Genomic DNA, 25,450 nt, shown 5'->3' on the forward strand with positions numbered 1-25,450 from the left:
GCGTCGAATGGGGCTGCATGGCTTTGGTCGGATCGATCCTGCGGGGCGTACGCGCGCATCCGATCGCGATCGCTCTCACCGCGGGGACGCTGGCGCTGGGGATCGGGCTGTGCGTGGCCGGGTGGACGGCGTCCAACCCGCGCGATCCGGTGCTGGCCGGGCGGCCCGCGCCGTACCGATCGATCGGGCCGCAGCGCATGTTCGGGCCGGTGTCGCTGGAGTCGGCGGATGTGACCGGGAGTTTCGTCGGCGCCGCGGGCGACGTCGGCGCGCTGATCGCGGTGGGGCCGAACAGTTCCGTCGAGGATCGCCGGGCGGCGACCTTCGTCGTCGTGTCCGGGCTCGCCGATCCGGCCTGCTTCTCGTTCCGGGCCGCGGACGGACGGTATCTGCGGCGCTCGGCGGAGCGGCTGCGACTGAGCAACGCCGACCGGAGCGATCGGTTCCGATCGGATGCGACCCTGTGCGCCCGGCGCGGCGCGGTTCCGCAGTCGATCGCGCTGGAGCTCTTCGGCCGGCCGGGATCGTTCGTGCGGCACGACGGCGATCTGATCCGGGTGGGCGCGCTCGACGCCAGCGGCGCGTTCATGGTCCGGCAGCCGCTCGCCTGACCTTGTTCTGCGCCGCTGCTGTTCGACACGCTGTTGCAGGCGAAGTCGGCGTACTGGGTGGGATGGTCGACCCGGCGAACGGCACTGCCTGCAGCGTCGTCTGAGTTCTCTCGCGCGGCGAGTATCTCGCTCAGGAAGATACTCACCGCGCGAGATACTCACCGCGCGAGATACTCACCGCGCGAGATACTCGCCCCGCGAGATACTCGCCCCGCGAGATACTCGCCCCGCGAGATACTCGCCCCGCGAGATACTCGCCCCGCGAGATACTGGCCTGATCGGGGCCGGGATGGCCGGCGTTTCGATCGCGTACGAGCTCTCCGACGCGGGCTCGGTCGTGGTGCTGGAGCAGGAGAGCCGCCCCGCGTACCACACCACCGGCCGGTCGGCGGCCATGTTCCTGGAGAGCTACGGCACCCCCGAGGTGCGGCGGCTGACCACCGAGTCACGGGCGGACTTCGACGCCGCCGGCGAGCTGCTCAAGCCGCGCCCGATCGTCTGGGTCGCCCCACCCGACCAGATTGCCGAACTGGAGGCCATGGCGGCAGCCCAGCCCACCCTCGAGCCCGCGCCACGGCCGGAGGAGTTCTGCCCGGTTCTGCGCGCGGGCTGGTGCGCCGCGGCGCTGCTCGAGCCGGGCGCCCAGGAGATCGACGTGATGGGCCTGCACCAGCACTATCTCGGCGGTGCGCGGCGACGCGGGGCCCGGATCGTGCTCGACGCCGCGGTCCGGTCCGGCCGGCCGAGGAACGGCCGCTGGCTGCTCGACACCGCGGCCGGCCCGGTCGAGGCGGCGATCGTGGTGAACGCGGCCGGGGCGTGGGCGGATCGGATCGCTTCCGCGCTCGGGGCGGAACCGATCGGCATGCGACCGATGCGGCGGACCGCGGCGGTGGTGCGCGCGTCCGGGGTCGATCGGAACTGGCCGATCGTGGGCGATGTCGGCGAGACGTTCTACTTCCGGCCCGAGGGGGTCGGCGTGCTCGTGTCGCCGGCCGACGAGACGCCGAGCGAGCCGTGCGACGCCCGCCCCGAGGACGTCGACGTGGCGCGCGCGATCGAACGGGTCAACGAGGCGACCGTTCTCGGCCTGCGCTCGGTGCAGACGGCGTGGGCGGGATTGCGCACGTTCGCTCCCGACCGGCAGCCGGTGGCCGGGGCCGATCCGGCCGCGCCGGGCCTGTTCTGGGTGGCCGGGCAGGGCGGTTACGGCATCCAGATCGCGCCCGCGCTGGCCCGGCTCGCCGCGGGCGCGGTGACCGGAAAAGGCTCCCCGGTGCCCGCCGCGCTGTCGGTGGCGCGTTTCCGGTCCTGAAGCGGGCGTACGCTCACGAACGTGCAGCAGATCAGCCTCGCGCCGGTCGACGGCGTGCACATCACGACCCTGATGGACAACTCGTCGGACGCGCTCCTGCCCGACGAGGGCCTCGTCCGCCGCTGGGGACTTGCCGGCTCGGCGAGCCCGCTCGCGGTGCTGCCGGCCGAGCTCGCCGAGGAGAAGCAGTCCTTCGACTTCCTCCGCGCCGAGCACGGGTTCTCGGCCATGGTGGAGGTCGGCGGCCGCCGCATCCTGTTCGACACCGGCATCTCGGCCGAGGGCGTGGTGAGCAATCTCGATCGGCTGGCGATCCGGCCGGAGACGTTCGAGACGATCGTGTTCAGCCACGGGCACTTCGACCACGTGATGGGGCTCAACGGGCTCGCCGCCCGGCTCGGCCCCACCCGTCTGCCGGTCTTCCTGCATCCCGACTTCTGGCTGCGGCGCCGGCTCGTGCTGCCGGACCGCACGCTCGACTTCCCGACGCCGAGCCGGTCGGCGATCGAGGGCGCCGGCTTCACCGTGGTCGAGGAGCGACAGCCGTCGTTCCTGCTCGACGACGCGATCCTGGTGACCGGCGAGGTCGACCGCACCACGCCGTTCGAGACCGGCATGCCGCCCGGTCACCAGGCGTTCCGCGACGGCGCCTGGGAGCCCGACCGGGCCGTGCACGACGACCAGGCGATCGTCCTGAACGTTCGCGATCGGGGCCTGGTCATCCTGACCGGTTGCGGGCATTCCGGGATCATCAACATCATCCGGTACGCCAAGCGGCTCACCGGCGTCGACCGGCTCTACGCGGTGCTCGGCGGCCTCCACCTGCAGTACGGCCAGATCGTCACCGACACGGTCGCCGCCATGGTCGAGGAGGCGCCGTCCGTGCTGGTCCCGGCGCACTGCACCTCGTGGAAGGCGCAGCAGGCTCTCGCGGCGGCCCTGCCCGACGCGTTCCGCCCGAACGGGGTCGGCAGCCGCTTCGAGCTGTGACGGCGCCCAGCCGATCACCACAAAACCGATCAGATGTGATCGGCGACCACCGAGCCCAGCGCGGCGGGGGCGCTCACGTCGTACCGCAGCTTGGCGGTTTGCCAACCGGTGGCCGTGAGCGTCGTGCGGAGCTTGACCTGCCGGTGGGTCCTGCCGTCGACGACGGCGCTCTGCGCTCCCCCGTCGAGCCGCAACCGGACCGGCACGACGCCGACGGTCGACACCTTGAGCGCTCGCTGCGGAGCGGAGACGGTCACCTTCCCGGTCGCCCGCGGGCGCGGCAGGGTCAGCTCGGTACGGGCCGACGCGCCGGTCAACTCGATCGCGGCCAGACCGCCGGCGCGCATGTCGACCGTCTGATCGGCGGAGGCCGCGGCCAGGCGTACGGTCCAGGAAACCTTCGCGCTCAGCCGGATCTCCACGCCGGTCCTGGCGAGCGCGAGCCGCGGTCCGCGCGGCGAGTCGGTGATCCGGGGCGCCTCGCTCACGCCGATCGGCACGATGCTGTAGAGCAGACCGCCGAGGTCGGCGCTCGCGACGTGCACCGCCGTGGCCTCCCCGGTCACCTCGAAGACCAGCGCCTTCGCGGCGCCCAGCGGCGCGGTCACCGGGACGGCCAGGGCGACCGGCGCCGGCACGTCCGACGGCACCACCGCGGCCTGCGCGGTCGCGCCCCGGGAGACCGGCTGGAACGCCTCCGCCTGCCCGAGCACCACGCCGATCGTGAGCGCGACCAGCACGGCCGTGAACGCCCACAACCGCCACGGCCGGCGGGGCGTCTGCTCATAAACGATCACAGCCCGGGCGGCAATCCGCTGCGGGACCGACGGCAGGATGACTTTCAGCTTCTGCGTCGGCTCGTCGATGACCGGCGGCGGCACCACGAGGTCGGGCGGAGCCTCGGGCCCGGTACGGGAGAGGAGTCTGTCGAGCATGGTGGGCACCCCTTTCCCGGGGTGATACGGCCCACGCAACCAAAAGGATCGATGGAACCCGCAGTGTCCGCACGGCAAAACCGGATGGTCGGCCAGGGCCCGATCATCTGCCCGGTGGAGGACCGTGCACGCGGCGCGGGGTTAGCGTCGCACGACGTGATTCCCCGGGCGGCGCCGCGTCCCGGGCGTGCGGGACCAGGACGCGACGCCGCCCACCACCTTCAGTGCCGCCACCAGCGCTTTTTCTTCTTCGGCGGAGCGGGCTCCTCGTCCTCGGCGGCGGCCAGCACCGATTCGGCCGCCGACCGATCGCCGGCCGTGCAGCCGGGCGTGATCAGCATCAGCCGGGCGAGCGATTCCCCGATCGTCACCAGCCGGGGCGCGGCCATCGCCGCGTCGAGCCGGGCCCGCACCAGCGCGCGCACCTCGGCCCGCTGTTCCGGCTCCCGGTGGGCGACCGTGACCAGGGCGAACAGCGCCGCGTCGGAGACCCAGTCCTCGACCCCGAAGGCCAGGTCCATCAGCACCTCGCGCCGGGTCGACACCAGCCACGGCTCGTCCGCCGCGTGGTGCAGGATCCCGAGGCACACCCACGGCTGGAGGAGCCGGTACCAGTAGGTCGGCGTGGTGGTGGCCAGTTGCTGCCAGCGGGCCGTCTCCGGCGGCCCGGGCAGGTGCGACAGCAGCCCGAGCAGGCCGTCCAGCGGCAGCTTGCCGAGCGGCTCCGCCTGCACGTACCCGGAGAGCAGCGAGGGCCACGGTTCATTGGCGACTTCGTGCAGCACACGTACGGCGTCCGGAGCCGGCGCCGGAACGGCCGGCACGGGCGTCTCCCCGTCGTAGCGCCACACCCGGTAGCGGACGTCGCGCACCGGCGTGCGGATGTCCGGCTGCGGGAAGTCGCCGATCTCGACCTCGACCGGGCCGGCCACCCGCTGGCAGGCCACCATCGCGCTGGGCGGCTCGGCGGCGGACACGAACAGGGCGCCGAGCTGCACCTGTTCGCCCTCGGCCCGGCTGCGGCCGACCTGGTTGGCGACGTTGGCGATCGCCTCGGCCGGCATCGGCACCCAGTTGAGCCACGGCCGGGTCGCGCCGGCCATCGCGAAGATCACGTCGGTCATCCCGCACGGATGCGCGTCGTCCACGATCGCGACCAGGTCGGCGACGTCGCCCTCGGCCCGGAACCGGGCAGCGCGGCGCGCCGCGTCGCGGTGCGGGAACTTGGGATCGTCGGCCAACCGGCTCAGGTCGGCGTCAACATCGTCCGAGAACACGCCGCGGAGCGTAGCCCAACGCGCTCCCGGCGAGGGGTCATCCGTGCGGCCGACTTCATCCGCTGGCGCACCCGGATGCTTCAAGATCGCCAACGTTTTCATCGAAAATCATCCACCTTGGTAAGGAAAATTAAAAGATCATGCTCGATGCCTTGACATCGGTCCGAAATGGATTTCAAACTGACCGGGAACTCCGGCGAGGGGGCGGCATGGCGGTGACCATCAAGGACGTGGCCCGGGCGGCGGGCGTCTCGGCGTCCACTGTCACCCGCGCGCTCACCATGCCGGAGCTGGTTCATCCGGAGACCCGCGATCGCGTCCGCCGGGCCGCGGCGACCCTCGGCTACCATCCCAACCGCGCCGCGCGCGGCCTGATCACCGGCCGCACCGGCAACATCGGCCTGCTCGTCCCCGACCTCGGCAACCCGTTCTTCCCGAGCGTCGTCAAGGGCGTGCAGGCCCGCGCGCACGAGGCCGACTACGCGGTCTTCCTCGCCGACACCGACGAGGACGAGGCCGCCGAGGCCGGCCTGGTGCGACGACTGTCGAAACAGGTCGACGGCATCGTGCTCTGCTCCCCCCGGATGCCCGACGAGGAACTGCGCACGCTGGTCGCCGACACCCCGGTCGTGCTGGTCAACCGGCGCATCGCCCGGGTGCCGTCGGTGACCGCCGAGTTCCCCGACGCGATGCGCCAAGCGGTCAGCCACCTGACCGCTCTGGGGCACCGCCGGATCGCGTACGTGGCCGGTCCGCGCTCCGCCTGGGCGAACCGGGAACGGGTCCGCGCGCTGCGCCTGGTCGCCGGCGAGATGAGCGTCGACCTGGTCGAGATCGGCAACGTGCTGCCGATGTTCGAGGGCGGCGTGGCCGCGGCCGATCAGGTGCTCGCCGCCCGGGTGACCGCCGTGATCGGGTTCAACGACCTGATCGCGCTCGGCCTGCTCAACCGTTTCACCGCCCGCGGTGTGGCCGTCCCGGCCGACATCAGCGTGCTCGGTTTCGACGACATCGCCCTAGCGGCGATGGTCAACCCCTCCCTCACCACCGTCGCCCTGCCCAAGGAGCAGTCCGGCCGGGCCGGCGTGGATCTGCTCCTGCAACTCCTTGCCGAGCCGGACCGCCAGACCGCGGCCCGGCGGGAACTGCCCACCCAGCTGATGGTGCGCGGCTCCACCGGTCCCGCCAACGCATGAAGGGATACTCCCAAATGTCCCGCAAAATCGCGATAGCTCTAGCCGCCGTCCTGGCGATCGCCGCGTGCGGTGCCCCGGACAAACCCGGCGGCTCCGCCAAGACCGACGGCCCGGTCCCCGACAAGCCGAGCAAAGCGGTCACCCTGAACATCCTCGACGTGGCCGGCGACCTCCAGCTGACCCAGGGCATGATCGACGAGTTCGTGTCCAAGAACAAGGATCAGATCGCCAAGGTCACCTACTCCAAGGCCACCGCCCCCGAGCTGGTCGGCAAGGTCAAGGCCCAGCAGAACGCCGGGCGCGTCGACATCGACCTGGTGCTCACCGGCGTCGACGGGCTCGCCGCCGGCATCGACCAGAGCCTGTGGGTGCCGGTGCTGCCCACGTACGCGAACCGGGTCCCCGGCATGAACGACTACCTGCCCGGCGCCGCGGCGATGCAGAAGCTGGCCGGCAACTTCGGCGTGACCGTCACCTACTACCCGTCCGGCCCGCTGATCGAGTACCTGCCGGCCAAGGTGCCGAACCCGCCGAAAACCGCCGAAGACCTTTTGGCGTACGCCAAGGCCAACCCGGGCGCGGTGCAATACGCGCGGCCGGCCAACTCGGGTCCCGGGCGTACCTTCCTGATGGGCCTGCCCTATCTGCTGGGCGACTCGAACCCGAAGGACCCGGTCAACGGCTGGAGCAAGACCTGGGCCTATCTGACCGAGCTGAACAAATATGTGACGCTCTATCCGTCGTCCACCAGCGAGACGATGAAGAACCTCGCGAACGGCTCGGCGAAAATCATCGCGAGCACGACCGGCTGGGACATCAACCCGCGCGTGCTCGGCACCGTGCCGAAGGAGGCCGCGGTCGGCACCCTGAAGGGCTTCCACTGGGTCACCGACGCGCATTACGCGGTCATCCCCAAGGGCGTCGACGTCGACAAGCAGGCCGCGATCCTGAACCTGCTCAAGGACATGCTCACCCCGCAACAACAGGCCAAGGCGTACGACAAGGGCTACTTCTACCCCGGCCCCGCGGTGAAGGACGTGACCCTTTCGATGGCCCCGCAGGAGAGCCAGCAGGCCATCGGCGAATACGGCCGTCCCGAGTACGACCAGCTCATCGCCGGCAACCCGCTCGAGGTCCCGCTGGACGCGAAGGCCCTGGTCACCGCGTTCGACACGTGGGACCGTCAGATCGGCGGCGCGAAGGTGAAGAAGTGACAACGTTCGAAAAGCTGCGCCTGGACGGTGTGACTCGTCGCTTCGGCGGCAAGGACGCGCTGTCCGGGCTCAGCCTGGAGATCCGCAAGGGCGAGTTCATCGCCCTGCTCGGCCCGTCCGGCTGCGGTAAATCGACCGCGCTGAATTGCCTCGCCGGCCTGCTGCCGCTCTCCGAGGGCAGCATCTGGCAGGACGACAAACGCCTCGACACCCTGCCGCCGGAGCGCCGCGGCTTCGGCATGGTGTTCCAGAGCTACGCCCTGTTCCCGCACCTTTCGGTGCGCAAGAACGTCGCGTTCGGACTGCAGATGCGGCGATTGCCGCGGACCGAGGTCCGGCGCCGCACCGACGAGGCGATCCGGCTCGTACGCCTGGAGGAGCACGCCACCAAGCTGCCCGGCCAATTGTCCGGCGGTCAGCAACAGCGGGTCGCCATCGCCCGCGCGGTGGTCCTCGAACCGTCACTGGTCCTGATGGACGAGCCATTGTCCAACCTGGATGCCAAACTGCGGCTGGAGATGCGTACCGAGATCCGCCGGCTGCATCAGTCGCTCGGCCTCACCACGGTCTACGTCACGCACGACCAGGAGGAGGCGCTGTCGATGGCCGACCGGCTGGTCGTGCTGCGTGACGGCCGGGTCCAGCAGGTCGGCGCCCCCGAGGAGCTGCACACGAGGCCGGCGAACCGGCACGTCGCCGACTTCATGGGCTACCGCAACCTGCTGCCGATGCGGGTCGTCTCGGCGTCCCCGGCGTTCGTGGAGGTCGAGGGCGGGGGCATGACGCTGCGTGGCACCGCGATCGGCGAGCTCACGGCCGGTGACGAGGCGATGGCCGGGGTCCGCCCGGAGGACCTGCGGCTGGGCGAGGGCGGGGTGCCGGCCACCGTCGAGGTGGTCGAGTACCAGGGGCGCGAACTCGCCGTCGAGGCCCGCACCGAGCAGGGCACGATGCTGCACCTGCGTGCGGCCGAGCGGCCGTCGCCCGGCGACAAGATCTCGGTGGTCGCCGACCCGGCCCGAGTGCTGGTGTTCCCGCTGTGACCGCGCTCCGTCACCGCCTGGCCGAACGCGGCGTGGACCGGCAGTTACTGCTGCTGGTCCCCGGGTTGCTCTGCGTGCTGACCCTGTTCGTCTACCCCTTCGCGTACGGGGTGGGCCTCTCCTTCCAGCCGACGCACGGTGGCGTGCTCGGCGCGTACAAGGACTTCTTCACCGACGCCTATCAACGAGACACGATTGGGACGACGCTGCAGCTGTCGTTGCCGGCGGCCTTCCTCAATGTGGCGGCGTCGGTGCCGATCGCCTACCGGATGCGCGGCCGCTTCCGCGGGAAACGGCTCCTCACCACCCTGCTGGTCGTCCCGATCACGCTGGGCACGGTGCTGACCGCCGAGGGCCTGCTCAATTTCCTCGGCCCCACCGGCTGGCTCAACCGGACGCTGATGTCGGCCGGGATCATCGACGCGCCGGTGCGCCTGACCAACAATTACTGGGGCGTGTTCTTCTCCCTGGTGATCACCGGGTTCCCGTTCGCGTTCCTGCTGATCCTGTCCTATCTCTCCGGCATCGACCCGACCCTGGAACGGGCGGCGGCGACCCTCGGCGCGGGCTGGTGGCCGCGCTTCCACCGGATCACCCTGCCGCTGCTCGCGCCCGGCCTGGCCACCACGTTCTGCCTCACCTTCGTGCTGGCGTTCAGCGTTTTCCCGTCCGCCATTCTGGTCGGCGATCCGGCCGGGACCACCCGGGTCATCTCCATCGCGGCCTATCACGCCGCCTACGAGTCCTACGACTATCCGCTCGCCAGCGCCATCGCGGTGGTGATGGGCGTGGTCGAGCTCGCGGTGGTGGCCGCCGTGCTCGGCGTGCGGTCGCTGTTCTACACCGGATCCACGGGAGGTAAGGGATGACCGCGATCGCCGTTCCCGCCCAGGAGACCCGCCGCCGTTTCCGGATCGCCGCGTCGCCGGGCGCGTGGCTGGTGTGGGGCTCGGTGACGTTCTTCTTCCTCATGCTGGCCGGCATCATCGGCTCGGTCGTGGTCAGTTCCTTCGGCCGGCGCTGGTTCGACACCTGGCTGCCGGAAAGCTGGACCACCCAGTGGTACGGGCAGGCCTGGCACGAATTCACGCTGCTCGACGTGCTGATCGTGACGGTCGAGGTGTCGCTGCTGGTGGTGGGCATCTCGGTGCTGGTCGGGGTGCCCGCGTCCTACGTGCTGGCGCGGCGCACCTTTCCCGGCCGGCGGGTGGTTTACCTGCTGTTCCTGCTGCCGATCCTGATGCCGCCGATCACGTACGGCATTCCGCTCGCGACGGTCCTCTACAAATACGGGCTGGCCGGGCACATGGCGGGCGTGGTGCTGGCCAACCTGGTGCCGTCCATCCCGTTCGTGATCCTGACGATGACGCCGTTCATCGAGCAGGTCGACCCGGCGATCGAGCGGGCGGCCCGGATGTGCGGCGCCCGGACGTGGCAGGTGTTCCTGCGGATTCTCGCGCCGCTGCTGGTGCCGGGCATTCTGGCGGCGTCGATCCTGGTGCTGGTGCGCACGGTCGGCATGTTCGAGCTGACCTTCCTCACCGCCGGGCCCGAGTCGCAGACGCTGGTGGTGGCGCTCTACTACACGATGTCGGCGGCCGGGATCCGGGCTCAGCAGTCGGTGGACGCGATGGCGGTCATCTATACCTCGATGATGCTGGTGCTGCTCGTCATCGCGTTGCGGTTCGTCAATCCGACGCAGTTGGTGGCGCGGGTCAAGGAGGAGCCGCAATGAACATCGTCGCGGCCCGGGTGATCGTCTGCTCGCCGGGCCGCAATTTCGTCACGCTCAAGATCGAGACCTCCGACGGTCTGACCGGGGTCGGGGACGCCACGCTGAACGGGCGGGAACTCGCCGTCGCCGCGTACCTCGATGAGCATGTTGTTCCGCTTCTGATCGGGCGGGATCCGGCGCGGATCGAGGACACCTGGCAATACCTCTACAAGGGGGCCTATTGGCGGCGGGGACCGGTCACGATGACGGCCATCGCGGCGGTCGATACGGCGTTGTGGGACATCAAGGGGAAGGTGGCCGGGCTTCCCGTTTACCAACTTCTGGGTGGGCGGTCGCGCTCCGGCGTCTCCGTGTACGGTCATGCGAACGGTGCCACCATCGACGAATTGCTATCGTCCGTCGCCTCTTTCGTGTCCCGCGGCTACACCGCCGTCCGCGTCCAGGCGGCTATTCCGGACATTTCCGAAATTTATGGTGTGTCGACGGCGACGGTCTACGAGCCGGCCTCGGCCGCTCTGCCGACGGAGGCGGTATGGTCCACGCCGCACTATTTGGCGCACCTACCGGCGGTCTTCGAGCGGGTCCGCGCCGAGTTCGGCCCCACCCTGCGGCTGCTGCACGACGCGCATCACCGGCTCACCCCGATCGAGGCGGCGCGGCTCGGCAAGGCGCTCGAGCCGTACGCGCTGACCTGGCTGGAGGACCCGGTGCCGGCCGAACTGCAGGACGGCTACCGGCTGATCCGGCAGCACACGACCACTCCCCTGGCGGTCGGCGAGGTCTTCAACTCGATCTGGGACTGCGAGCGGCTGATCCGTTCACAACTCATCGACTACGTCCGGGCCACGGTCGTGCACGCCGGCGGCATCACCCACCTGCGCCGGATCTTCGACCTCGCGGCGCTGCATCAGGTGCGAACAGGCTCGCACGGCGCGACCGATCTGTCGCCGGTCTGCATGTCCGCTGCGCTGCATCTCGACCTGGCGATCCCCAACTTCGGCCTGCAGGAATACATGCCGCACGCCCCGGAGACCGACGAGGTGTTCCCGCACGGCTACCGCTACGCGGACGGCTACCTGCACCCGTCGGAGGAGCCCGGGCTGGGCGTCGACATCGACGAAGCGCTCGCCGCGAAATACCCTTACCGCCCGGCCTCTTTGCCGGTGAACCGTCTGACGGACGGCACCCTGCACGACTGGTGACCCCGCTCCGCGACGGTCACGGCATGCCGCGACCGCGGCATTCAGCGCTCTACTCCCCCAGCACCGCACCCAGGCCGTCGGCGCGGGGGTCGCTCGCGGCGGCGAGTTGTCCGTGGCGGAGGCGGCTGACCTGAAGGTGGCCGGCGTCGTCGTCGAGCGCGTCGACGCCGGGCTCGGTGATCAGCTCGGCGCCCTCGAAGTACCAGCGCGGCCGGGTCAGCAGGCCGACCAGGTCGGCGGAGTCGAGCGCCTCGCTCGCGACCTGGGCCAGGATCCACGGCTGGTTGCGACCGCCCTGGCAGCCGAGCGCGAGCACGGCGGCGGCGGACAGCGCCATCGTCGGGCAGAGCGTGTGCGGCGGGCGGCTGCCCGGGGCGATCCGTCCCGGGTGATCCGGCTCGAGGCGGAACGACGCCCCGCGATTGTGCAGCACGAGACCGGTTCCCGGGTCGAGCAGACCCGATCCGAAACTCTCAAAAACGCTCTGGATCAGCGTGACCGCGTTCCCGTCGTCGTCCACCGCCGTGACCGCCACGGTGTCGCCGGTCGGTTTTGGCTCTTCCGGGAGCGAATCCGATCGTTCGGGATCGGGCGTGAGCATTGCGGCCAGCTCGATCGGGCCGGTGCGCGGGTCGCCGAGCAGCGCGTCGCGGGCCTGCCGGGCGCGCTGGGAGGCGGCCAGCAGATCGTCGGCGCCGACGACCGCCAGGAACGTCGGCCCCTGCACCGGCGGCGGCGCGGCATGCCAGGTGACGTCGCCGATCGTCCGGGTGAGCGGCGCGACCACCTCGGCCCGGTGGGCGGCCAGGTCGGCGGCCACCAGCGGGCTGCCCAGCTTGCGGAGGCCCTCGGCGAGTCGCCGGCCCAGCTCGCCCTCGTAGAAGGACCGCCAGTCGGCTCCGATCGCGGTGAGCGTTTCGGCGAGCACCGGCTGGACGAGACGGCCGTCGCCGCGCATCAGGAGAGCGGAAAGGCCCGGATCCGACCGAATCGCGCCGATCCGATAGGCGATCGCCCGCCGCAGCCCGGGGCTGAACGGAACCCCCTCGGCCGCGAGCCGGACCGCCGGCGCGAGCAGTTCGCTCAAAGTCAGTCGCGCACCGAACCCGGCGATCGCCGCCCAGCCGGCCACCACCCCGGGCACCGTGATCGTTTGCGGCCCGTCGAACGGCATCCGATCGCCGGCCGCCCGCAGCCCCGCGCCATCCACCGCCGCCGCGGCGGCCCCGATCGACAGCACCGCCCGCGGCATCCCGGCCACCTCCGGAGGCCAACCTCGCGCGCCCCAATCCGCCTCCGGGGCGCCCGGCACCCCGCCCGCCTTCGGTGCTCCCGCCGCCCCGCCCGCCTCCGAGCCTCGCGACACCCTGCCCGCCGCGCCTCGCGGTACCCCGCCCGCCGCGCCTCGCCATACCCCGCGCGCCGCGCCTCGTGGTGCCCCGCCCGCCTCCGGGGCTGGCGACGCCTCGGCCGCCCCCGAGGCCCAAGCTGGCGGCATCCCGGCCGCCGGGGGCGAAAGCGGCCCGCCGGCGCTGCCCACGCGGACGATCGCGACCAGATCACCCCCGGCCGAGCACTGATGCGGGTAGGCGACGGCGAGCGCCCCGGCCGCGGCAAGCGCCGCGTCGAAGGCGTTGCCGCCGCGGGCGACCACCTCCCGCGCGGCCTCGACCGCGGCCGGATGGGGTGCGGCAACCGCGACAGCCATCGTTCCTCCCGGGTGATCGGCGACTGAGTCGATCCTAGGGACGCCGTCCCGTTCCGGTCAGCGCGACGATGGGGTTTTCGAGTGCTCGCCGGACACCTATCCTGCTGCGATGGCGCACATCGACCTCGGCGTTGACGAGCAGGCGTTCCCGGGGATCCAGGGGCTGCTGCAATACCGGCCGGAGACGGGGCGGCCGCTGATGATGCTGGCCGAGGTGCTGCTGCGGGGGCCGAGCACGCTGTCGCCCGGGGAGCGGGAACTGATCGCCGCCTATGTTTCCGAGCTGAACGAATGTGCGTACTGCGCGGCATCACACGCGGCGTTCGCGGCGGCTCAGCTCCCGCAGGGCGTGCGGCTCGTGGACGAGGTACGGGCCGATCTGGAGACCGCGCCGATCACTTCCAAACTTCGGTCGCTGCTGCGGATCGCGGCCGCCGTGCGCGAGGACGGCCGCAGCGTGACCGCCTGGCTGGTGGCCGACGCGCACGCCGAGGGGGCCACCGACCGGGAGATTCATGACACGGTGCTGATCGCGGCGGCGTTCAGCATGTTCAACCGGTACGTGGACGGGCTGGCCACGCTCACCCCGGATGCGCCGGAGGCCTATCTGCACGGCGTGCATCGGATCGTGCGCGACGGCTACCTGGCGCCCCGGAACCCGCCGCCGTAGTCGGCCGGCGCCCCGCACCCGGCAGACCACGATCACGGCCGCCGTAGTCAGTCGGCGCCGCGCACCCGGCGGACCACGATCACCGCGGCCGCGAGCAGGGCGACCGGCACGGCGGCCAGGACCCCGATCAGGCCCGCTCCGGTCGGTGTCGTGCCGGCGTCGGAGGCCAGCAGGGCGGCGAAGGCGAGACCGCAAACGATCGCCGCACCGATCGCGGTCACGGCCCGGCGCGGCCGGTGCGGAGCGAGGATGACCCGGTTCAGCGCGAGCGCGAGCAGCGCGGCCAGGCCGGCGCAGAACGCGGTGACGAACGCCGCGTGATACCAACCGGCCGCGGTGAACCGGTGCGCGCGGGGCAGCGTCCAGTTGGTGCGCGGATGGTCGGCGGTCAGCCACAGGGCCTGCGAGGTCGCGCCGGCCGCCCCGGCGAGCACGGCCGAGGTGACCGCGAAGGCGCGATCGGCGCGGGCCGGCGGCAGGGCGCGGACCGCGTACGTCAGCAGGCCGGTCATCGCCGGAAGCGCGAGCGAATCGCCCCAGGTGACGCTGGCGAAGGCGAACGGCCCGGGCAGGCCGGGCACGCGGCGGCCGAACGTCCAGAAGAGACAGAGCGCGAGGAAATTCGCCGCGAGCACCAGCAGAGCGGCCGCGACCGGTACCGTCGAGGCACCAGGTCGAGGTGCGGGGGACGCGGCCACGTGGTCAGGATCGCACATTTCTCGGACGCCGCCGCGGACGGCGTGAACGGCATCGCCGCGTCGATCCGGCTGCTCACGTCGGAGATGGCGGCTCGCGGTCACTCGAGTCTGGTGGTGAGCACCGGGCGCGGCGACATCCGGGTGCCGGCGCTGCCGACCGGGATGGGTGACTTCCGGTTCTCGCTCTTCCCGCTGGTGATGCGCCGGAAGGTGCGCGACTGGCGGCCCGATGTGGCACACGTGCACACGCCGGGACCGCTCGGCGCGGCCGGGCTGACGGTCGCCCGCGAGCTGGGCATCCCGGCGGTCTACACGTACCACACCGACGTGCACGGCTATTCGGCGTTCTACTACTACCCCACGCTGGTCATCCGGGCCGGCACCGCGATCTACGCCCGCTCCCTGCCGCGCGGCCCCAAGGTCAAGGGCCTCGGCAGGTACGCGGCGGTGGCGGCCGCCAATGTGCGCGTCTTCGAGGCCGCCCGGGTCATCATCCTGCCCACCGCGACGGCCATGCGGCACTGCCGGACGGCGGCGCACTACGCGCACAAGACGCGGGTCATCGCCACGCCGCCGCCGCATCGGACGACCGTTTCCGATCGGCGGGACCCCACCGTTCTCTTTGTCGGCCGGGTCTCCGCGGAGAAGGGCATCCCGCTGCTGCTGGACGCGTTCGCCCGGCTCCGGCGGGAGCGGCCGGACGCTCGGCTGGTGCTGGCCGGGCCGGTCTCCCGGCGGCTCGGCCTGCCTCGGCGGCTCGCCCGCGCGGGCCTGACCGAAGACACGGCGGTGACCGGCGCGCTGCACGGCGACGAGGTGCTCGCGGTCTATCGCCACGCCGGCGTGTTCGCCTTTCCGTCCACCACCGACACCCAGGGCATCGTGCTGCACGAGGCGGCCCTGGCCGGGCTCCCGATCGTGCTGGTCGACCGGGAACTGGCGGCCGCGCACCCGCTCGGCGGGGCCGCCCGGCTGGCCGAGCCCACCCCGGAGTCGCTCGCCGCCGCCTTGCGGGCCGCGCTCGAGAACGATCCGGGCGACGCCGTCGAGCGGGCGCGGCGGATCGCGTACGCGGAAACGCCCTCGCTCTTCGCGGATCGGACGATGGACGCCTACCGCGACGCGCTCACGACCGATCGAGAATGAGCTGATGGACGTCGATCTCGCCGGAGACGAACCCCGCCTCGCAGTACGCCAGGTAGTACTCCCAGGTGCGCACGAAGATGTCGTCGAAGCCGAGCGATCGAACCCGATCGGCATTGGCCAGGAAGTTCCCCCGCCACGCCCGTAGCGTCTTCGCATAGCTCCAGCCGAACGCGCGCTTCTCGGCCAGCCGCAGCGAGGTGCCCGCGGCCAGCTGCCGCTCCACCTCCTCGGTCGACAGCAGCACGCCGCCGGGGAAGATGTATTTCTGCACCCACGTGTACGTGTCGGCGAACTCCAGCCGGTCGTCGGGCAGCGTGATCGCCTGGATGCCGGCCCGGCCGCCCGGCGCGAGCAGCCGATCGATCGCGCCGAAGTAGTCGGGCCAGTACTTGCGACCGACCGCCTCGATCATCTCGACGCTGACCACCACGTCGTAGCCCCGCTCGTCGGCGAGGTGCCGGTAGTCCCGCAGCTCGATGGTCACCCGGTCGGCGACACCCGCCTCGGCCACCCGCCGCTGGGCCAGCTGCTGCTGCTCGGTCGAGATGGTGATGGTGTGCACCTGGGCGCCGCGCCGGGCGGCCCGGATGGAGAGCTCGCCCCAGCCGGTGCCGATCTCCAGGACCCGGGTGCCGTCGCCGACGCCGGTCAGGTCGAGCAGCCGATCGATCTTCCGGCGCTGGGCGGCGGCGAGGTCCTCGTCCTCCGGCCCGGCGAACAGGCCCGACGAGTACGTCATCGTCTCGTCCAGGAAGAGCGCGAACATCTCGTTCGACAGGTCGTAGTGGCGCTGGATGTTGCGGCGGGCGCCGTCGACCGTGTTCTCCTCCTCGGCCGGCGATCGCGCGCCGTGCAGCGGCTGCAGCCAGGGCACGTGGCGCAGCTTGGCCAGCTTGCGGTAGCCGCCGAGCGAGCCGCTCATCGCCGCCGCGGCCGCGGTGAGCAGGCCGGTCAGGTCGTCGGCGTACCAGTCGCCGGCCTGGTAGGCCTCGCCGAGCCCGATCAGCCCGGTGGTGCCGATCCGGCGGTAGAACGCTTCGGGCCGGCGCAGCCGCAGCACCGGCGGGCCGGGGGGTTGCGGCGCGTCGCCGGTGACGACCCGGACCGGGATCCGGCCGGCGACGAACTTCAGCAGCGCCCTGGCGGCGGTCGCGCGCAGCGGGGCGCGGGGTACGCGCTCCACATCGGGCCAGCTGGTCGCGGGAGTGGTGGGGACGCCGGTCTCCGTCATAAGCAGCAGCCTCGGCGATCCACACCGCCCCCGCAAGAGCTCATCAGATAGTGATCATCTAACCGCAACCAGTACGGGCCGGCGTCCCGGCCAGGCGGTCCCGGCTCCACCGCATCAGGTCGGGCAGCAGCGGCGAGTCGCCGGCGAAGATGCCGACGTGGTCGCGGCCCGGATAGGTGCGGTAGTCGACCCGGGTGCCGGTCGCGCACAACTGCCGGACGTACGCGTCCTGCACGGTCGCCGGCACCGTGGTGTCGGCGGCGCCCTGACCGATCAGCACCGGCACGCCGATCGGGTGGGCCGGCACGTTCTGCCGCAGCCGGTCGCCGAAGGCGCCGGTGTCCGGCCCGGCCGACCAGATCGACCGGCCGCCCAGCAGCACCGACAGGCCGGAGAGGTACACCTTCGGATCGTCCAGGCAACGGCCGGCCAGCTCCCGGACCGGCGCCCGCGCGCCGGCCCGCACGTACGCGTCGAAGTGCACGTCGGGATAGATCTCGCTGTATGCCTGGATCAGGTACGCCGCGTAGATCCCGTCGCCCCACAGCCGGGCCAGCTGCGGCAGGCCGCTGCCGGGGGCGAGCGCGGCCACCCCGGCCAGCCGGGCCGCCGGTGCGTAGGACGGCGCGATGATCCCGCTCCACAGGGCCGCGTTCCCGCCCTGCGAATGCCCCCACACCAGGGCCGGGCCGCCGAGGGTGAGCCCGCCGACCCGGCCGGCCGCCGGCACCGCGTCGAGCAGCGAGCGGGCCGCGCCGATCCCGCTCAGGAACGGGTGCGGGCCGCTCGTGCCCAGCCCGGGGTAGTCGGGGGCGATCACCACCCAGCCGGCAGCGAGGACCGCCGCCACGTCCGGGATCGAGTCGACGCCGACCGGGTCGGACCCGAGCGACGGCGCGCAGCCGGGGACGATGCCGGTCGCGCCGTGCGCCCAGACGACCACCGGGCGCGGCCCGGCCGGCGCCGCGCTCGCCGCGACGACGACCGCGCTGGCCACGGTCGCGCTGCCATTCTCCCGCGTGGTCGTGTAGAGGATCCGCCAGGCGTGCGCGCCGGCCGGGACGTTCCGGGCCAGCGGTTCGCTGCGCAGGAGCGTGCCGTGGCCGGCCGGCGGATCCTTCGGGGCGGCGTAGAAGGCGCCCGGATGCGGGTCGATCCATTGCACGGCCAGGCCGGCGGCGAGCAGCACGGCGATGACCGCGGCGGCTCCCGCCCGCCACCAGCCCCGGGCCGCCACGAGCAGGCCGGCCACGGTGAGGAAGGCACCCGTGGCGTACCCGGTGGTCGACGGCCGGAACACGCCGACGAGGGCGACCACGACGCCGATCGCCGTCAGCAGCCAGGCCTGCGCGGGTGCGGCGGCGCCGCGTCGCCGGCCGAGCGCGGCCGCGACGTGGGTGGCCGGCGGGCCCACGATCAGGACGCCGGCGACCACCATGGCCACCTCGCGCATCGTCACGTCGGGCCGGGTGACCAGGACGGCGCCGGCCGCGGCGACGGCGACCGCGACCAGGCCGCCCCACGGCAGCGCGGTCAGCGCGAGCAGCGCCAGCCCGGCCGGCTGCAACACCGCCAGGGCCGCGGCCGAGGTCCAGTCGCCCAGCAGCACCACGGCCCCGGCCGCCGCGGCGAGCAGGCCGAACACGACCGCCGGCCACCGGCGCCCCCCGACCGGCGATAGCCAATTCACGCCCGCAGTCTGTCACGGCCGGCTGACGGAGCGTGCCGCCCGTTCAGGCGGTCCCGGCTCCGTTCGAGCCGCGCGGAATGGCCGAGTTCCCGGTTCCGGCGGTCGGCTCAGAACACTCGGATGAACACCCGGTCGTATCGGGTCAGCGGGAAGCTGCCGTCGTCCGTGCCCTCCAGGATCGCCGAGATGGTCTGGCCCGGTCGTGCGTCGGCGGGCACCGTGACCGTGCCGTGCGGATCGATCACCACCGCTCCCGGATAGGTGCCCTCCTCGCGGTACTGCCACCACTTGGTGGTCACCCGATCGCGATCGGGATCGGCGACCCGCGCGGAAAGGCGCACGGTCGACCCCGGTCGCGCGCGAACGACCGGACCCGACGCGATCCGGACCGAGGGCGCGTGGTTGCCCTCCGCGTAGTGCGGCGTGAGCGTCCACTGGATCCGGGCCGCGAAGTCGTTCTGCGCGGCCGCCGCCCAGCGCAGCGTCGTGTAGTTCGCGACCTCCGCGCCGGTCGGGTCCTTCTCGGTGGCGGCCGGCTTCCACAGGTTGGGCGAGGTGCTCACCTGGGTGACCCGGCCGCCCCAGCCGCCGAGCGAGAGCGACCGGATTCCGGTGTCCAGCAACGGGTTGAAGGCGACGTTGTCCCCCTCGGAGAGGAAGTCGTACGGGCCGAGCGGCGGGCACCAGCCGGTCTTCGCCGCGACCGGGTCACCGAAGATGTCCAGCGGATCCCCCGGCATCGACTGCCCGTCCAGCCACGAGCGGTACAGCGACCCGTACGGCCCGGTCTGGATGTTCCGCCTGATCCACGCGCCGCTGAAGTAGACCTGGTCGGCCGGCCGCCCGCGGATGTTGCCGGTATTGCCGAAATTGCAGTTGTAGCCCCAGGTCGCGTAGCCGGCCGACAGCTCCTCGACGCGGATCTGTGGCCAGTTCGGCGCGATGTAGTTCGCGTACGTCTCGTCCTGGAACCCGCTGGCCAGGATGACCGCCTTGGCCGAGACCGCCTGCTGGATCCGGTGCCACTGCGGCGTACCGGAATAGCGCTCTTCGATCGATTTGAACGCCCGGGCGATCGTGTTGGTCCCGCCCCACGCCTGCAAGTAGAGCGGCCGCGGGTCACGGTCGAGCAGAAGCGATCGGATCAGATCGGATCCGGGCGTGTCCTGCGCCATCTCGCCCTCGAAGACGATGTTGCCGGTCCGCACCTTCGAGAGCAGCCGGGCCGGCGTCGGATAGTCCGCGTCGTGCCGCTTCAAGTTCGGATAGACCTTCGCGTACGCCGGGAGCACCTTGTCCTGGATCGTTCGCGTGCCGGTCCAGCGCCACGAGGTTTGCGGCGTGGTGTACTCGCGCCCGGGCAGGAAGAACTTCGTCCCCTGGCCGTCGCCGGCCCAGTGGAAGCGGCTGCTGGTGTAGACGATCCCCTGGGTGTCGACATCGTCGGTGTAGAGCAGGTACCGGATCAGCGACGCGAGGTCGTCCTGCTCCATGTCGATGGTGACGACGGTCCGCGGTTTCGCCGTGGGGTAGGAGTGCGCGGACGCCGGCGCCGCCGAGGCCGCCAGCAAAGCGCCCGTCGCGAGCAGAGCCGTCGCGAGACGCCTCATTCCGGCGCCTCCCCGAAGAGCGCGGCCTGCACCAGCCGCTGGGCGGCCATCGCGTCCTGCCGCTCCTGCGCCTCGGCCAGCGCCGCCGTGTCGAGCCGGTCGAGCGCCCGGTGAATCCTTTTGAGCGTGGTGATGGCCGTGTTCGCGGCGTCGACCGAGTCCTCGCGGAACGGGAACTGGTCGAGCTGCCACACGCCCTCCCAGTTGTTCTTCCGCAGCGTGTGGAAGAACTCGAAGATCTCGGTGAGGTGCACGGTGCCGACCACCAGGTCGTCGTCCCAGCCGCGCAGGTTGTCGTTCACATCCATGCCGTAGAGCCGGCCGTGATCGATGATGAGCTGCGCGGCGTCGGCCGGCGACTCGCCACCGTAGAGGCTGTGCCCGAAGTCGAGCAGGATGCCGACGTTGTCCAAGCCGATCTGCTCGATGCCCAGAAGGGTGCGCGCGGCCGAGTCCCAGGTCATCTTCACCCGCGGCTCGCGCGGCTTGTACTCGATCGCGAAGCGCAGGTCGGGGTGCGCGCCGGCCAGTTCCCGCATGCCGTCCACGGCCAGCTTCCACAGCGTGCGGTGGTCGACCTGGAACGGATAGTCCCAGCCGTCCTGACCGGGCCAGATCTTCACATAGTCGGCCCCGAGGTCGCGCACGATCCCGGCCGCCTCGTGCATAAGATCAAGAGCAGCCTTGCGTACGCCCGGGTCCGGGTTGGTGAAACTCCCCCGGCTGAACCTGCGCAGATAGATCTCCGGCGTGATCCCGATCGCCTTGAGACCCTGCTCGGCGAGCGCGTCCTTGACCTCGCCGAGTCCCACGCCGGGGGTGAACGGGTAGTTGAGGTCGACCACGGACAGGTCGTCGACCCGGCCGGCCAGAGCGATCGCGTCGAGCGTGGTTCGGGCCGGGCCGTAGCCGTCGGAGGCGTAGCGGTCGACGTAGGTGGCGAAGTGCCAGAGGCCGGCGCCGAAGACGGGGTACTCGGACATGTCAGCTCCCTTCCAAGGGGGTGCGGGCCCGGCGCACCGCGTCCCGCCAGGCGAGGCGGGCGGCCGGGTCGCGGGGACCGGGTTCGAAGTCGTCGTAGTCGAGGGACCAGTCGGTGAGCCCGCCGGCCAGGAACGCGGCGCCGAGTGCGGAGAGGTTGGCCGCCCGGGCCCGGCGCACGGGCACGCCGGCCAGGTCGGCCTGGATCCGCATGAGCAGGTCGTTGGCGCTGGCCCCGCCGTCGGCCAGGATCCGATCGGCGCCGCCCATCGCGTCGATGACGTCGGTGACCTGATGGGCGATCGATTCGAGCGCGGCGCGGGCCAGTTGCGGCGCCTTGGTGCCCAGCGTGAGCCCGCTGATCAGACCGACCGCGGTGTCGTCCCACCAGGGCGCCGCCAGCCCGCCGAACGCCGGGACGAGATGAACACCATCGCTGGACGCGTTCAAAGCCATTTGTCCGACCTGTTCGGCTGACAAGCCCAGCAGATCGGCCAGCCAAGCGACGGTGGAGCCGGACGATCGGATGTTGCCTTCGGCGGCGAGCCGATCGTTCCAGGCAACCGTGAGACACACCGCGTCGCCGTCGACGGAGCCGAGCCGCATGACCGACGATCCGGTTCCGTAGGTGACCTTGACCCCCGGCACGCCATGCGCATACAACGCCGCGTGCGAGTCGCCGAGCACCGCGGTGATGGGCAATCCGGCGAGCACTCCCCCGCGTTCCGAAATCACCCCGAGGGCGCCGGCCGAGGGTGTGATCACCGGCAGCGCCGAGGAGGGAATCCCGAAGATATCGAGCAGCTCCGGGCTCCACGTACCCGCCCGCACATCGAGAAGCTGCGTGCGGGACGCGTTGCCCACCTCGATCTGATGGCTCCCGGTAAGCGCATACATCAGCCAGGAGTCGACCGTACCGACCACCGCGCCGGGCGACCGGTCGAGCAGCCACCGCAGCTTGGCCGCGCTGAACATCGGGTCGAGCGGCAGCCCGCTGATCTTCCGGATCCGGCCCGCGAAACCCCGCAACGAGTCGCAGTACGCCCGGGTGCGCTGGTCCTGCCAGCCGAGCACGGGACCGGCCGGGCGCCCGGTGGCCCGATCCCAGACCACCGCCGACTCGCGCTGGGTGCTGAGCCCGACCGCCGTGACGGCGCCCCGATCAAAACCGTTCATGCACGAGGCGGCCGCGGCGAGCACGCTGGCCAGGATCTCGTCGGCGTCCTGCTCGACCCAGCCCGGCCGCGGATAGCGGATCGGCACCGGCGCGCTCGCCTCGCGCACGATCGCTCCGGACCGGTCGACCAGCACGCACTTGGTCGAACTGGTCCCCTGATCGATCGCGAGAACGAAGTGGCCGGTCATCAGCGCGCCAGTTCCACGGCGGCGGCGCGGATGTCGGCGGCGGTCAGCTTGAAGTGCTCGAGCAGGAACGCCGTGCTGCCGGTCGGCGCGAACTCGCGGTGCACGCCGAGCATCCGCATCGGCACCGGGCTGGGTTCGGTGACCACCACCGCGGCGACCGCGGCACCCAGCCCGCCGGTGGTCGTCGCCTCCTCGGCGGTCACGATCGCTCTCGTCTCCCGCATGGCCGCTCGGATCGCCTCCTCGTCGAGCGGCGCGATCGTCGACATGTTCAGCACCCGCACCGACACGCCCCGATCGGCGGCCTCGGCGGCGGCCTCCAGGGCGCGGGAGACCATCGTTCCGGTGGCCACCACGGTCACGTCGTCGCCGTCGCGCAGCCGGGTCGCCGTGCCGAACGTGAACGGACGCGATCCGGTGACGGCCGGCACCTTGAAGCGGGCCACCCGCAGGAAGACCGGGGTGGCCGCGGCTGCTGCCCACCGTACGGCCGCCTTGGTCTCCTGGGGGTCCGCCGGAACGACGATGCCCAGCCCCGCGATCGCCCGCAGCCAGGACAGGTCCTCGATCGAGTGGTGGGTCGGGCCGAGTTCGCCGTAGGCCATGCCCGGGCTCATCCCGCACAGGACGACCGGCGATTGGGAGTACGCGACGTCCGCCTTGATCTGCTCCAGCGCGCGCCCGGTCAGGAACGGCGACGCGCCGCAGACGAACGGGATGTAGCCGCTGAGCGCCAGCCCCGCGCCGACCCCGACCATGTCCTGCTCGGCGATCCCGACATTGATCATGCGGGTCGGGAACTCCTTGGCGAACTGGACGAGATTGCTGGAGCCGACCGAGTCGTTGCAGACCGCCACGATCCGCTCGTCCTCGTGCGCTAGTTCGATCAGTTGCTCGGCAAAGGCGACCCGGCAGTCAAAGAGCTCATCGACGGGCGCGCTCACCGGGCCAGCTCCACGATCGCGCTGTCGATCTGCGCGGGAGACGGCACCTTGTGGTGCCATTCGACGCGATCCTCCATGAAGGAGACGCCCCTTCCCTTGGTCGTATGGGCAATGACGCAGGTCGGACGCTCGCTCCGGGGCGCCGTGAACGCGTCCAGGAGGGCAAGATGATCATGCCCGTCCACCACGTGCACGTCCCAGCCGAACGCGCGGAACTTGTCGTCGAGCGGGTCGAGCGCGTTGGTCTCCTCGGTCCGCGCGCCCTGCTGGAGCCGGTTGCGGTCGACCACCGCGGTGAGGTTGGCCAGGCGGCGGTGCCCGGCCGTCATCGCGGCCTCCCAGTTGCTGCCCTCCTGCAGCTCACCGTCCCCGAGCACCACGTAGACGTGCCGGGCCGAGCCGGCCAGCCGCCCGGCCACCGCCATGCCGACCGAGACCGGCAGGCCGTGGCCGAGCGGGCCGGTGTTCGTCTCCACGCCCGGCACCTTGACCCGGTTCGGGTGGCCGTTGAGCGCCGACAGCGGGGCGGCGAAGGTGTCCAGTTCCGCGGGCGCGAAGAATCCACAGGCGGCGAGCGTCGTGTAGAGGGCGCCGGCGGTGTGACCCTTGCTGAGCACGAACCGATCGCGATCGGTCCAGTCCGGCTTCTCCGGGTCGATCCGCAGCACGCCGAAGAAGAGCGTGGTGAGGATGTCGAGGACGGACAGGTCGCCGCCCACGTGACCCAGTCCGGCCCGGCCGATCATCCGCAGATCGGTGGCGCGGGACCGGTCGGCCCGCTCCCGCAGCAACTCGCGTCGTCGCTCGGGCGCGGCGTCGGCTATCTCCTGCCGGAGTCGGCGCCAGGCGGCGGCACTACGGGGGTCGGCGACCAGCATGGGGTGTCCCTCTCTGAGTTCGGAATCTGTTTCAGGAACCGGTGACCGAGAAGTTCGTGACCGACTTCGCGTTGTCCGGGTTCACCAGCACGCAGTCGACCGACTGCTTCTCCGGCTGGTCGGCCTTGCCGTTCTTGAGGTACGCGTCGGCCTGGTCGACGGCCATCTCGGAGATCTTGCTGGCCGGCTGGAGCACGGTCGCCTTGATGCCGTTCTTGAGGATCGACGAGACCACGTCCGGGCTGCCGTCGAAGCCGACCACGATGATGTTCTTCTTGGCGGCCTGCACCGCGGCGAACGCGCCGAGCGCCATGGTGTCGTTGCCGGCGATGATGCCCTTGATGGCCGGGTGCGCCTGCAGGATCGTCTGGGTCTTCTGCAGCGCCTCGGTCTGGTCCCAGTTCGCGCTCTGCTGAGCCACCATCTTGAGGTCCGGGTACTGGTCGAGCACGCCGTGGTAACCCTGCGAGCGGACGCCCGCGTTGGTGTCCGTCGGCTTGCCGGTGAGCTCGGCGTACTCGCCCTTGTTGCCCATCAGCTTGGCGAACTCGGTGCCGCCGAGGCCGGCGCCCTGGGCGTTGTTGGAGACGATCTGGGCGACCGCGACGCCGGTCTTGTTGATCTCCCGGTCGACCAGGAAGGTTGGAATCTTGGCGTCCTTGGCACGCTGGATCGCGGCCACTGAGGCGTCCGCCCCGGCGTTGTCCAGGACGATCGCGGCGGCCTTGCGGGAGATCGCGGTGTCGATCTCCTGGCTCTGCTTGGTCGGGTCGTCGTCGTGGCTGAGCACCAGGGTCTGGTAGCCGAGCTTCTTGGCCTCGGCGGAGGCGGCGTCCTGCTCGGCCTTGAAGAAGACGTTGTCCGGCGACGGCGTGATGATCACGATGAGCTGGGACGCAGGAGCACTTCCCGCTGACTTGTCTGATTTGTCGCTGGAGCCGCACGCGGCGAGCGCGAGGAGGGACGCAGTGCCGACCGCCAGGAAGATTTTTCGATACATGAGCGAGTTGT

General features: G+C 71.4%; 23 protein-coding genes. 11 read left to right on the top strand and 12 right to left on the bottom strand.

Annotated elements, in window-relative coordinates; genetic code table 11:
- The first annotated feature begins 17 nt into the window (after positions 1–17).
- From IH26_RS0115850 to IH26_RS0115860, 3 genes are all read left to right on the top strand, one after another.
- Positions 18–611: an AbfB domain-containing protein gene (locus tag IH26_RS0115850; protein ID WP_030436960.1), complete on the top strand. Its 594-nt coding sequence runs from the start codon at positions 18–20 to the stop codon at positions 609–611.
- A gap of 289 nt (positions 612–900) precedes the next feature.
- Positions 901–1,926 (top strand): NAD(P)/FAD-dependent oxidoreductase, encoded by a 1,026-nt coding sequence (locus IH26_RS0115855; protein ID WP_051808182.1) that lies wholly within the window; start codon positions 901–903, stop codon positions 1,924–1,926.
- Between the two features lie 21 nt (positions 1,927–1,947).
- A complete protein-coding gene (locus IH26_RS0115860; RefSeq protein ID WP_030436962.1) occupies positions 1,948–2,916 on the top strand; it encodes an MBL fold metallo-hydrolase in 969 nt (322 codons plus the stop codon).
- 29 nt (positions 2,917–2,945) lie between these two features.
- Here the strand turns inward: IH26_RS0115860 and IH26_RS0115865 are convergent, their stop codons facing one another.
- Both IH26_RS0115865 and IH26_RS0115870 read right to left on the bottom strand, forming a co-directional pair.
- Positions 2,946–3,851, bottom strand: coding sequence for a hypothetical protein (locus IH26_RS0115865; protein WP_030436963.1), 906 nt, complete (start codon positions 3,849–3,851; stop codon positions 2,946–2,948).
- A gap of 221 nt (positions 3,852–4,072) precedes the next feature.
- Entirely contained in the window at positions 4,073–5,128 is a 1,056-nt protein-coding gene (locus IH26_RS0115870; RefSeq protein ID WP_051808183.1) for a hypothetical protein, read from the bottom strand.
- A gap of 209 nt (positions 5,129–5,337) precedes the next feature.
- Between IH26_RS0115870 and IH26_RS0115875 the strand changes: the two genes are divergently transcribed.
- The 6 genes from IH26_RS0115875 to manD are packed head-to-tail and all read left to right on the top strand — an operon-like array spanning position 5,338 to position 11,518.
- Positions 5,338–6,324, top strand: a complete 987-nt coding sequence (locus IH26_RS0115875; RefSeq protein ID WP_030436965.1) for a LacI family DNA-binding transcriptional regulator — start codon at positions 5,338–5,340, stop codon at positions 6,322–6,324.
- 14 nt (positions 6,325–6,338) lie between these two features.
- On the top strand, positions 6,339–7,538 hold the full coding sequence (locus IH26_RS0115880; protein WP_030436966.1) for an extracellular solute-binding protein: 1,200 nt from the start codon (positions 6,339–6,341) through the stop codon (positions 7,536–7,538).
- Positions 7,535–8,581 (top strand): ABC transporter ATP-binding protein, encoded by a 1,047-nt coding sequence (locus IH26_RS0115885; RefSeq protein ID WP_030436967.1) that lies wholly within the window; start codon positions 7,535–7,537, stop codon positions 8,579–8,581. The genes IH26_RS0115880 and IH26_RS0115885 overlap by 4 nt, the downstream gene beginning before the upstream one ends.
- Entirely contained in the window at positions 8,578–9,450 is an 873-nt protein-coding gene (locus tag IH26_RS0115890; RefSeq protein ID WP_030436968.1) for an ABC transporter permease, read from the top strand. Before IH26_RS0115885 ends, IH26_RS0115890 begins: the two co-directional genes overlap by 4 nt.
- Positions 9,447–10,316: an ABC transporter permease gene (locus IH26_RS0115895; RefSeq protein ID WP_030436969.1), complete on the top strand. Its 870-nt coding sequence runs from the start codon at positions 9,447–9,449 to the stop codon at positions 10,314–10,316. Before IH26_RS0115890 ends, IH26_RS0115895 begins: the two co-directional genes overlap by 4 nt.
- Positions 10,313–11,518 (top strand): D-mannonate dehydratase ManD, encoded by a 1,206-nt coding sequence (gene manD, locus IH26_RS0115900; protein ID WP_030436970.1) that lies wholly within the window; start codon positions 10,313–10,315, stop codon positions 11,516–11,518. The genes IH26_RS0115895 and manD overlap by 4 nt, the downstream gene beginning before the upstream one ends.
- Positions 11,519–11,567: 49 nt before the next feature.
- On the opposite strand, the gene IH26_RS0115905 is transcribed toward manD, so the two are convergent.
- Positions 11,568–13,226: a gamma-glutamyltransferase gene (locus IH26_RS0115905; RefSeq protein ID WP_245665220.1), complete on the bottom strand. Its 1,659-nt coding sequence runs from the start codon at positions 13,224–13,226 to the stop codon at positions 11,568–11,570.
- Positions 13,227–13,335: 109 nt separating this feature from the next.
- Here IH26_RS0115905 and IH26_RS0115915 point away from each other — a divergent pair, with 109 nt between their 5' ends.
- On the top strand, positions 13,336–13,896 hold the full coding sequence (locus IH26_RS0115915; RefSeq protein ID WP_030436972.1) for a carboxymuconolactone decarboxylase family protein: 561 nt from the start codon (positions 13,336–13,338) through the stop codon (positions 13,894–13,896).
- A 47-nt stretch (positions 13,897–13,943) separates the two neighbouring features.
- On the opposite strand, the gene IH26_RS61290 is transcribed toward IH26_RS0115915, so the two are convergent.
- Entirely contained in the window at positions 13,944–14,594 is a 651-nt protein-coding gene (locus IH26_RS61290) for a hypothetical protein (RefSeq protein WP_169789758.1), read from the bottom strand.
- Here IH26_RS61290 and IH26_RS0115925 point away from each other — a divergent pair, their 5' ends adjacent.
- Complete coding sequence (locus tag IH26_RS0115925) at positions 14,595–15,740, top strand: glycosyltransferase (protein ID WP_030436974.1); 1,146 nt, start codon at positions 14,595–14,597, stop codon at positions 15,738–15,740.
- Here the strand turns inward: IH26_RS0115925 and IH26_RS0115930 are convergent.
- The 8 genes from IH26_RS0115930 to IH26_RS0115965 form a co-directional block, all read right to left on the bottom strand.
- Complete coding sequence (locus IH26_RS0115930; protein ID WP_030436975.1) at positions 15,721–16,971, bottom strand: SAM-dependent methyltransferase; 1,251 nt, start codon at positions 16,969–16,971, stop codon at positions 15,721–15,723. The genes IH26_RS0115925 and IH26_RS0115930 overlap by 20 nt on opposite strands.
- Before the next feature lie 58 nt (positions 16,972–17,029).
- Positions 17,030–18,661: an alpha/beta fold hydrolase gene (locus IH26_RS0115935; protein WP_157437212.1), complete on the bottom strand. Its 1,632-nt coding sequence runs from the start codon at positions 18,659–18,661 to the stop codon at positions 17,030–17,032.
- A gap of 107 nt (positions 18,662–18,768) precedes the next feature.
- Positions 18,769–20,271, bottom strand: coding sequence for a DUF1593 domain-containing protein (locus IH26_RS0115940; protein ID WP_030436977.1), 1,503 nt, complete (start codon positions 20,269–20,271; stop codon positions 18,769–18,771).
- On the bottom strand, positions 20,268–21,254 hold the full coding sequence (locus tag IH26_RS0115945) for a sugar phosphate isomerase/epimerase family protein (protein ID WP_030436978.1): 987 nt from the start codon (positions 21,252–21,254) through the stop codon (positions 20,268–20,270). Before IH26_RS0115945 ends, IH26_RS0115940 begins: the two co-directional genes overlap by 4 nt.
- Position 21,255: 1 nt before the next feature.
- Positions 21,256–22,617 carry an FGGY family carbohydrate kinase gene (locus tag IH26_RS0115950; RefSeq protein WP_030436979.1) on the bottom strand — a complete coding sequence of 454 codons (1,362 nt, stop codon included), beginning with the start codon at positions 22,615–22,617 and terminating at the stop codon, positions 21,256–21,258.
- The gene (locus tag IH26_RS0115955; protein ID WP_030436980.1) at positions 22,617–23,561 is read right to left on the bottom strand and encodes a transketolase family protein; all 945 of its coding nucleotides are present in this window, start codon (positions 23,559–23,561) and stop codon (positions 22,617–22,619) included. The genes IH26_RS0115950 and IH26_RS0115955 overlap by 1 nt, the downstream gene beginning before the upstream one ends.
- Entirely contained in the window at positions 23,558–24,439 is an 882-nt protein-coding gene (locus IH26_RS0115960) for a transketolase (RefSeq protein WP_030436981.1), read from the bottom strand. The genes IH26_RS0115955 and IH26_RS0115960 overlap by 4 nt, the downstream gene beginning before the upstream one ends.
- A 31-nt stretch (positions 24,440–24,470) precedes the next feature.
- Positions 24,471–25,439, bottom strand: coding sequence for a D-ribose ABC transporter substrate-binding protein (locus tag IH26_RS0115965; RefSeq protein ID WP_030436982.1), 969 nt, complete (start codon positions 25,437–25,439; stop codon positions 24,471–24,473).
- Positions 25,440–25,450: the final 11 nt, after the last annotated feature.

It is taken from the genome of Actinoplanes subtropicus (assembly GCF_000721705.1).
In the GTDB taxonomy this organism is placed as follows: domain Bacteria; phylum Actinomycetota; class Actinomycetes; order Mycobacteriales; family Micromonosporaceae; genus Actinoplanes; species Actinoplanes subtropicus.

Bases quoted from the DNA above. Each gene is read 5' to 3' on its own strand.
- IH26_RS0115850 (WP_030436960.1), top strand. From the start codon at position 18: ATGGCTTTGGTCGGATCGATCCTGCGGGGCGTACGCGCGCATCCGATC.
- IH26_RS0115855 (WP_051808182.1), top strand. From the start codon at position 901: ATGGCCGGCGTTTCGATCGCGTACGAGCTCTCCGACGCGGGCTCGGTC.
- IH26_RS0115865 (WP_030436963.1), bottom strand. From the start codon at position 3,851: ATGCTCGACAGACTCCTCTCCCGTACCGGGCCCGAGGCTCCGCCCGAC.
- IH26_RS0115875 (WP_030436965.1), top strand. From the start codon at position 5,338: ATGGCGGTGACCATCAAGGACGTGGCCCGGGCGGCGGGCGTCTCGGCG.
- IH26_RS0115880 (WP_030436966.1), top strand. From the start codon at position 6,339: ATGTCCCGCAAAATCGCGATAGCTCTAGCCGCCGTCCTGGCGATCGCC.
- IH26_RS0115895 (WP_030436969.1), top strand. From the start codon at position 9,447: ATGACCGCGATCGCCGTTCCCGCCCAGGAGACCCGCCGCCGTTTCCGG.
- manD (WP_030436970.1), top strand. From the start codon at position 10,313: ATGAACATCGTCGCGGCCCGGGTGATCGTCTGCTCGCCGGGCCGCAAT.
- IH26_RS0115905 (WP_245665220.1), bottom strand. From the start codon at position 13,226: ATGGCTGTCGCGGTTGCCGCACCCCATCCGGCCGCGGTCGAGGCCGCG.
- IH26_RS0115915 (WP_030436972.1), top strand. From the start codon at position 13,336: ATGGCGCACATCGACCTCGGCGTTGACGAGCAGGCGTTCCCGGGGATC.
- IH26_RS0115930 (WP_030436975.1), bottom strand. From the start codon at position 16,971: ATGACGGAGACCGGCGTCCCCACCACTCCCGCGACCAGCTGGCCCGAT.
- IH26_RS0115940 (WP_030436977.1), bottom strand. From the start codon at position 20,271: ATGAGGCGTCTCGCGACGGCTCTGCTCGCGACGGGCGCTTTGCTGGCG.
- IH26_RS0115945 (WP_030436978.1), bottom strand. From the start codon at position 21,254: ATGTCCGAGTACCCCGTCTTCGGCGCCGGCCTCTGGCACTTCGCCACC.
- IH26_RS0115950 (WP_030436979.1), bottom strand. From the start codon at position 22,617: ATGACCGGCCACTTCGTTCTCGCGATCGATCAGGGGACCAGTTCGACC.
- IH26_RS0115960 (WP_030436981.1), bottom strand. From the start codon at position 24,439: ATGCTGGTCGCCGACCCCCGTAGTGCCGCCGCCTGGCGCCGACTCCGG.
- IH26_RS0115965 (WP_030436982.1), bottom strand. From the start codon at position 25,439: ATGTATCGAAAAATCTTCCTGGCGGTCGGCACTGCGTCCCTCCTCGCG.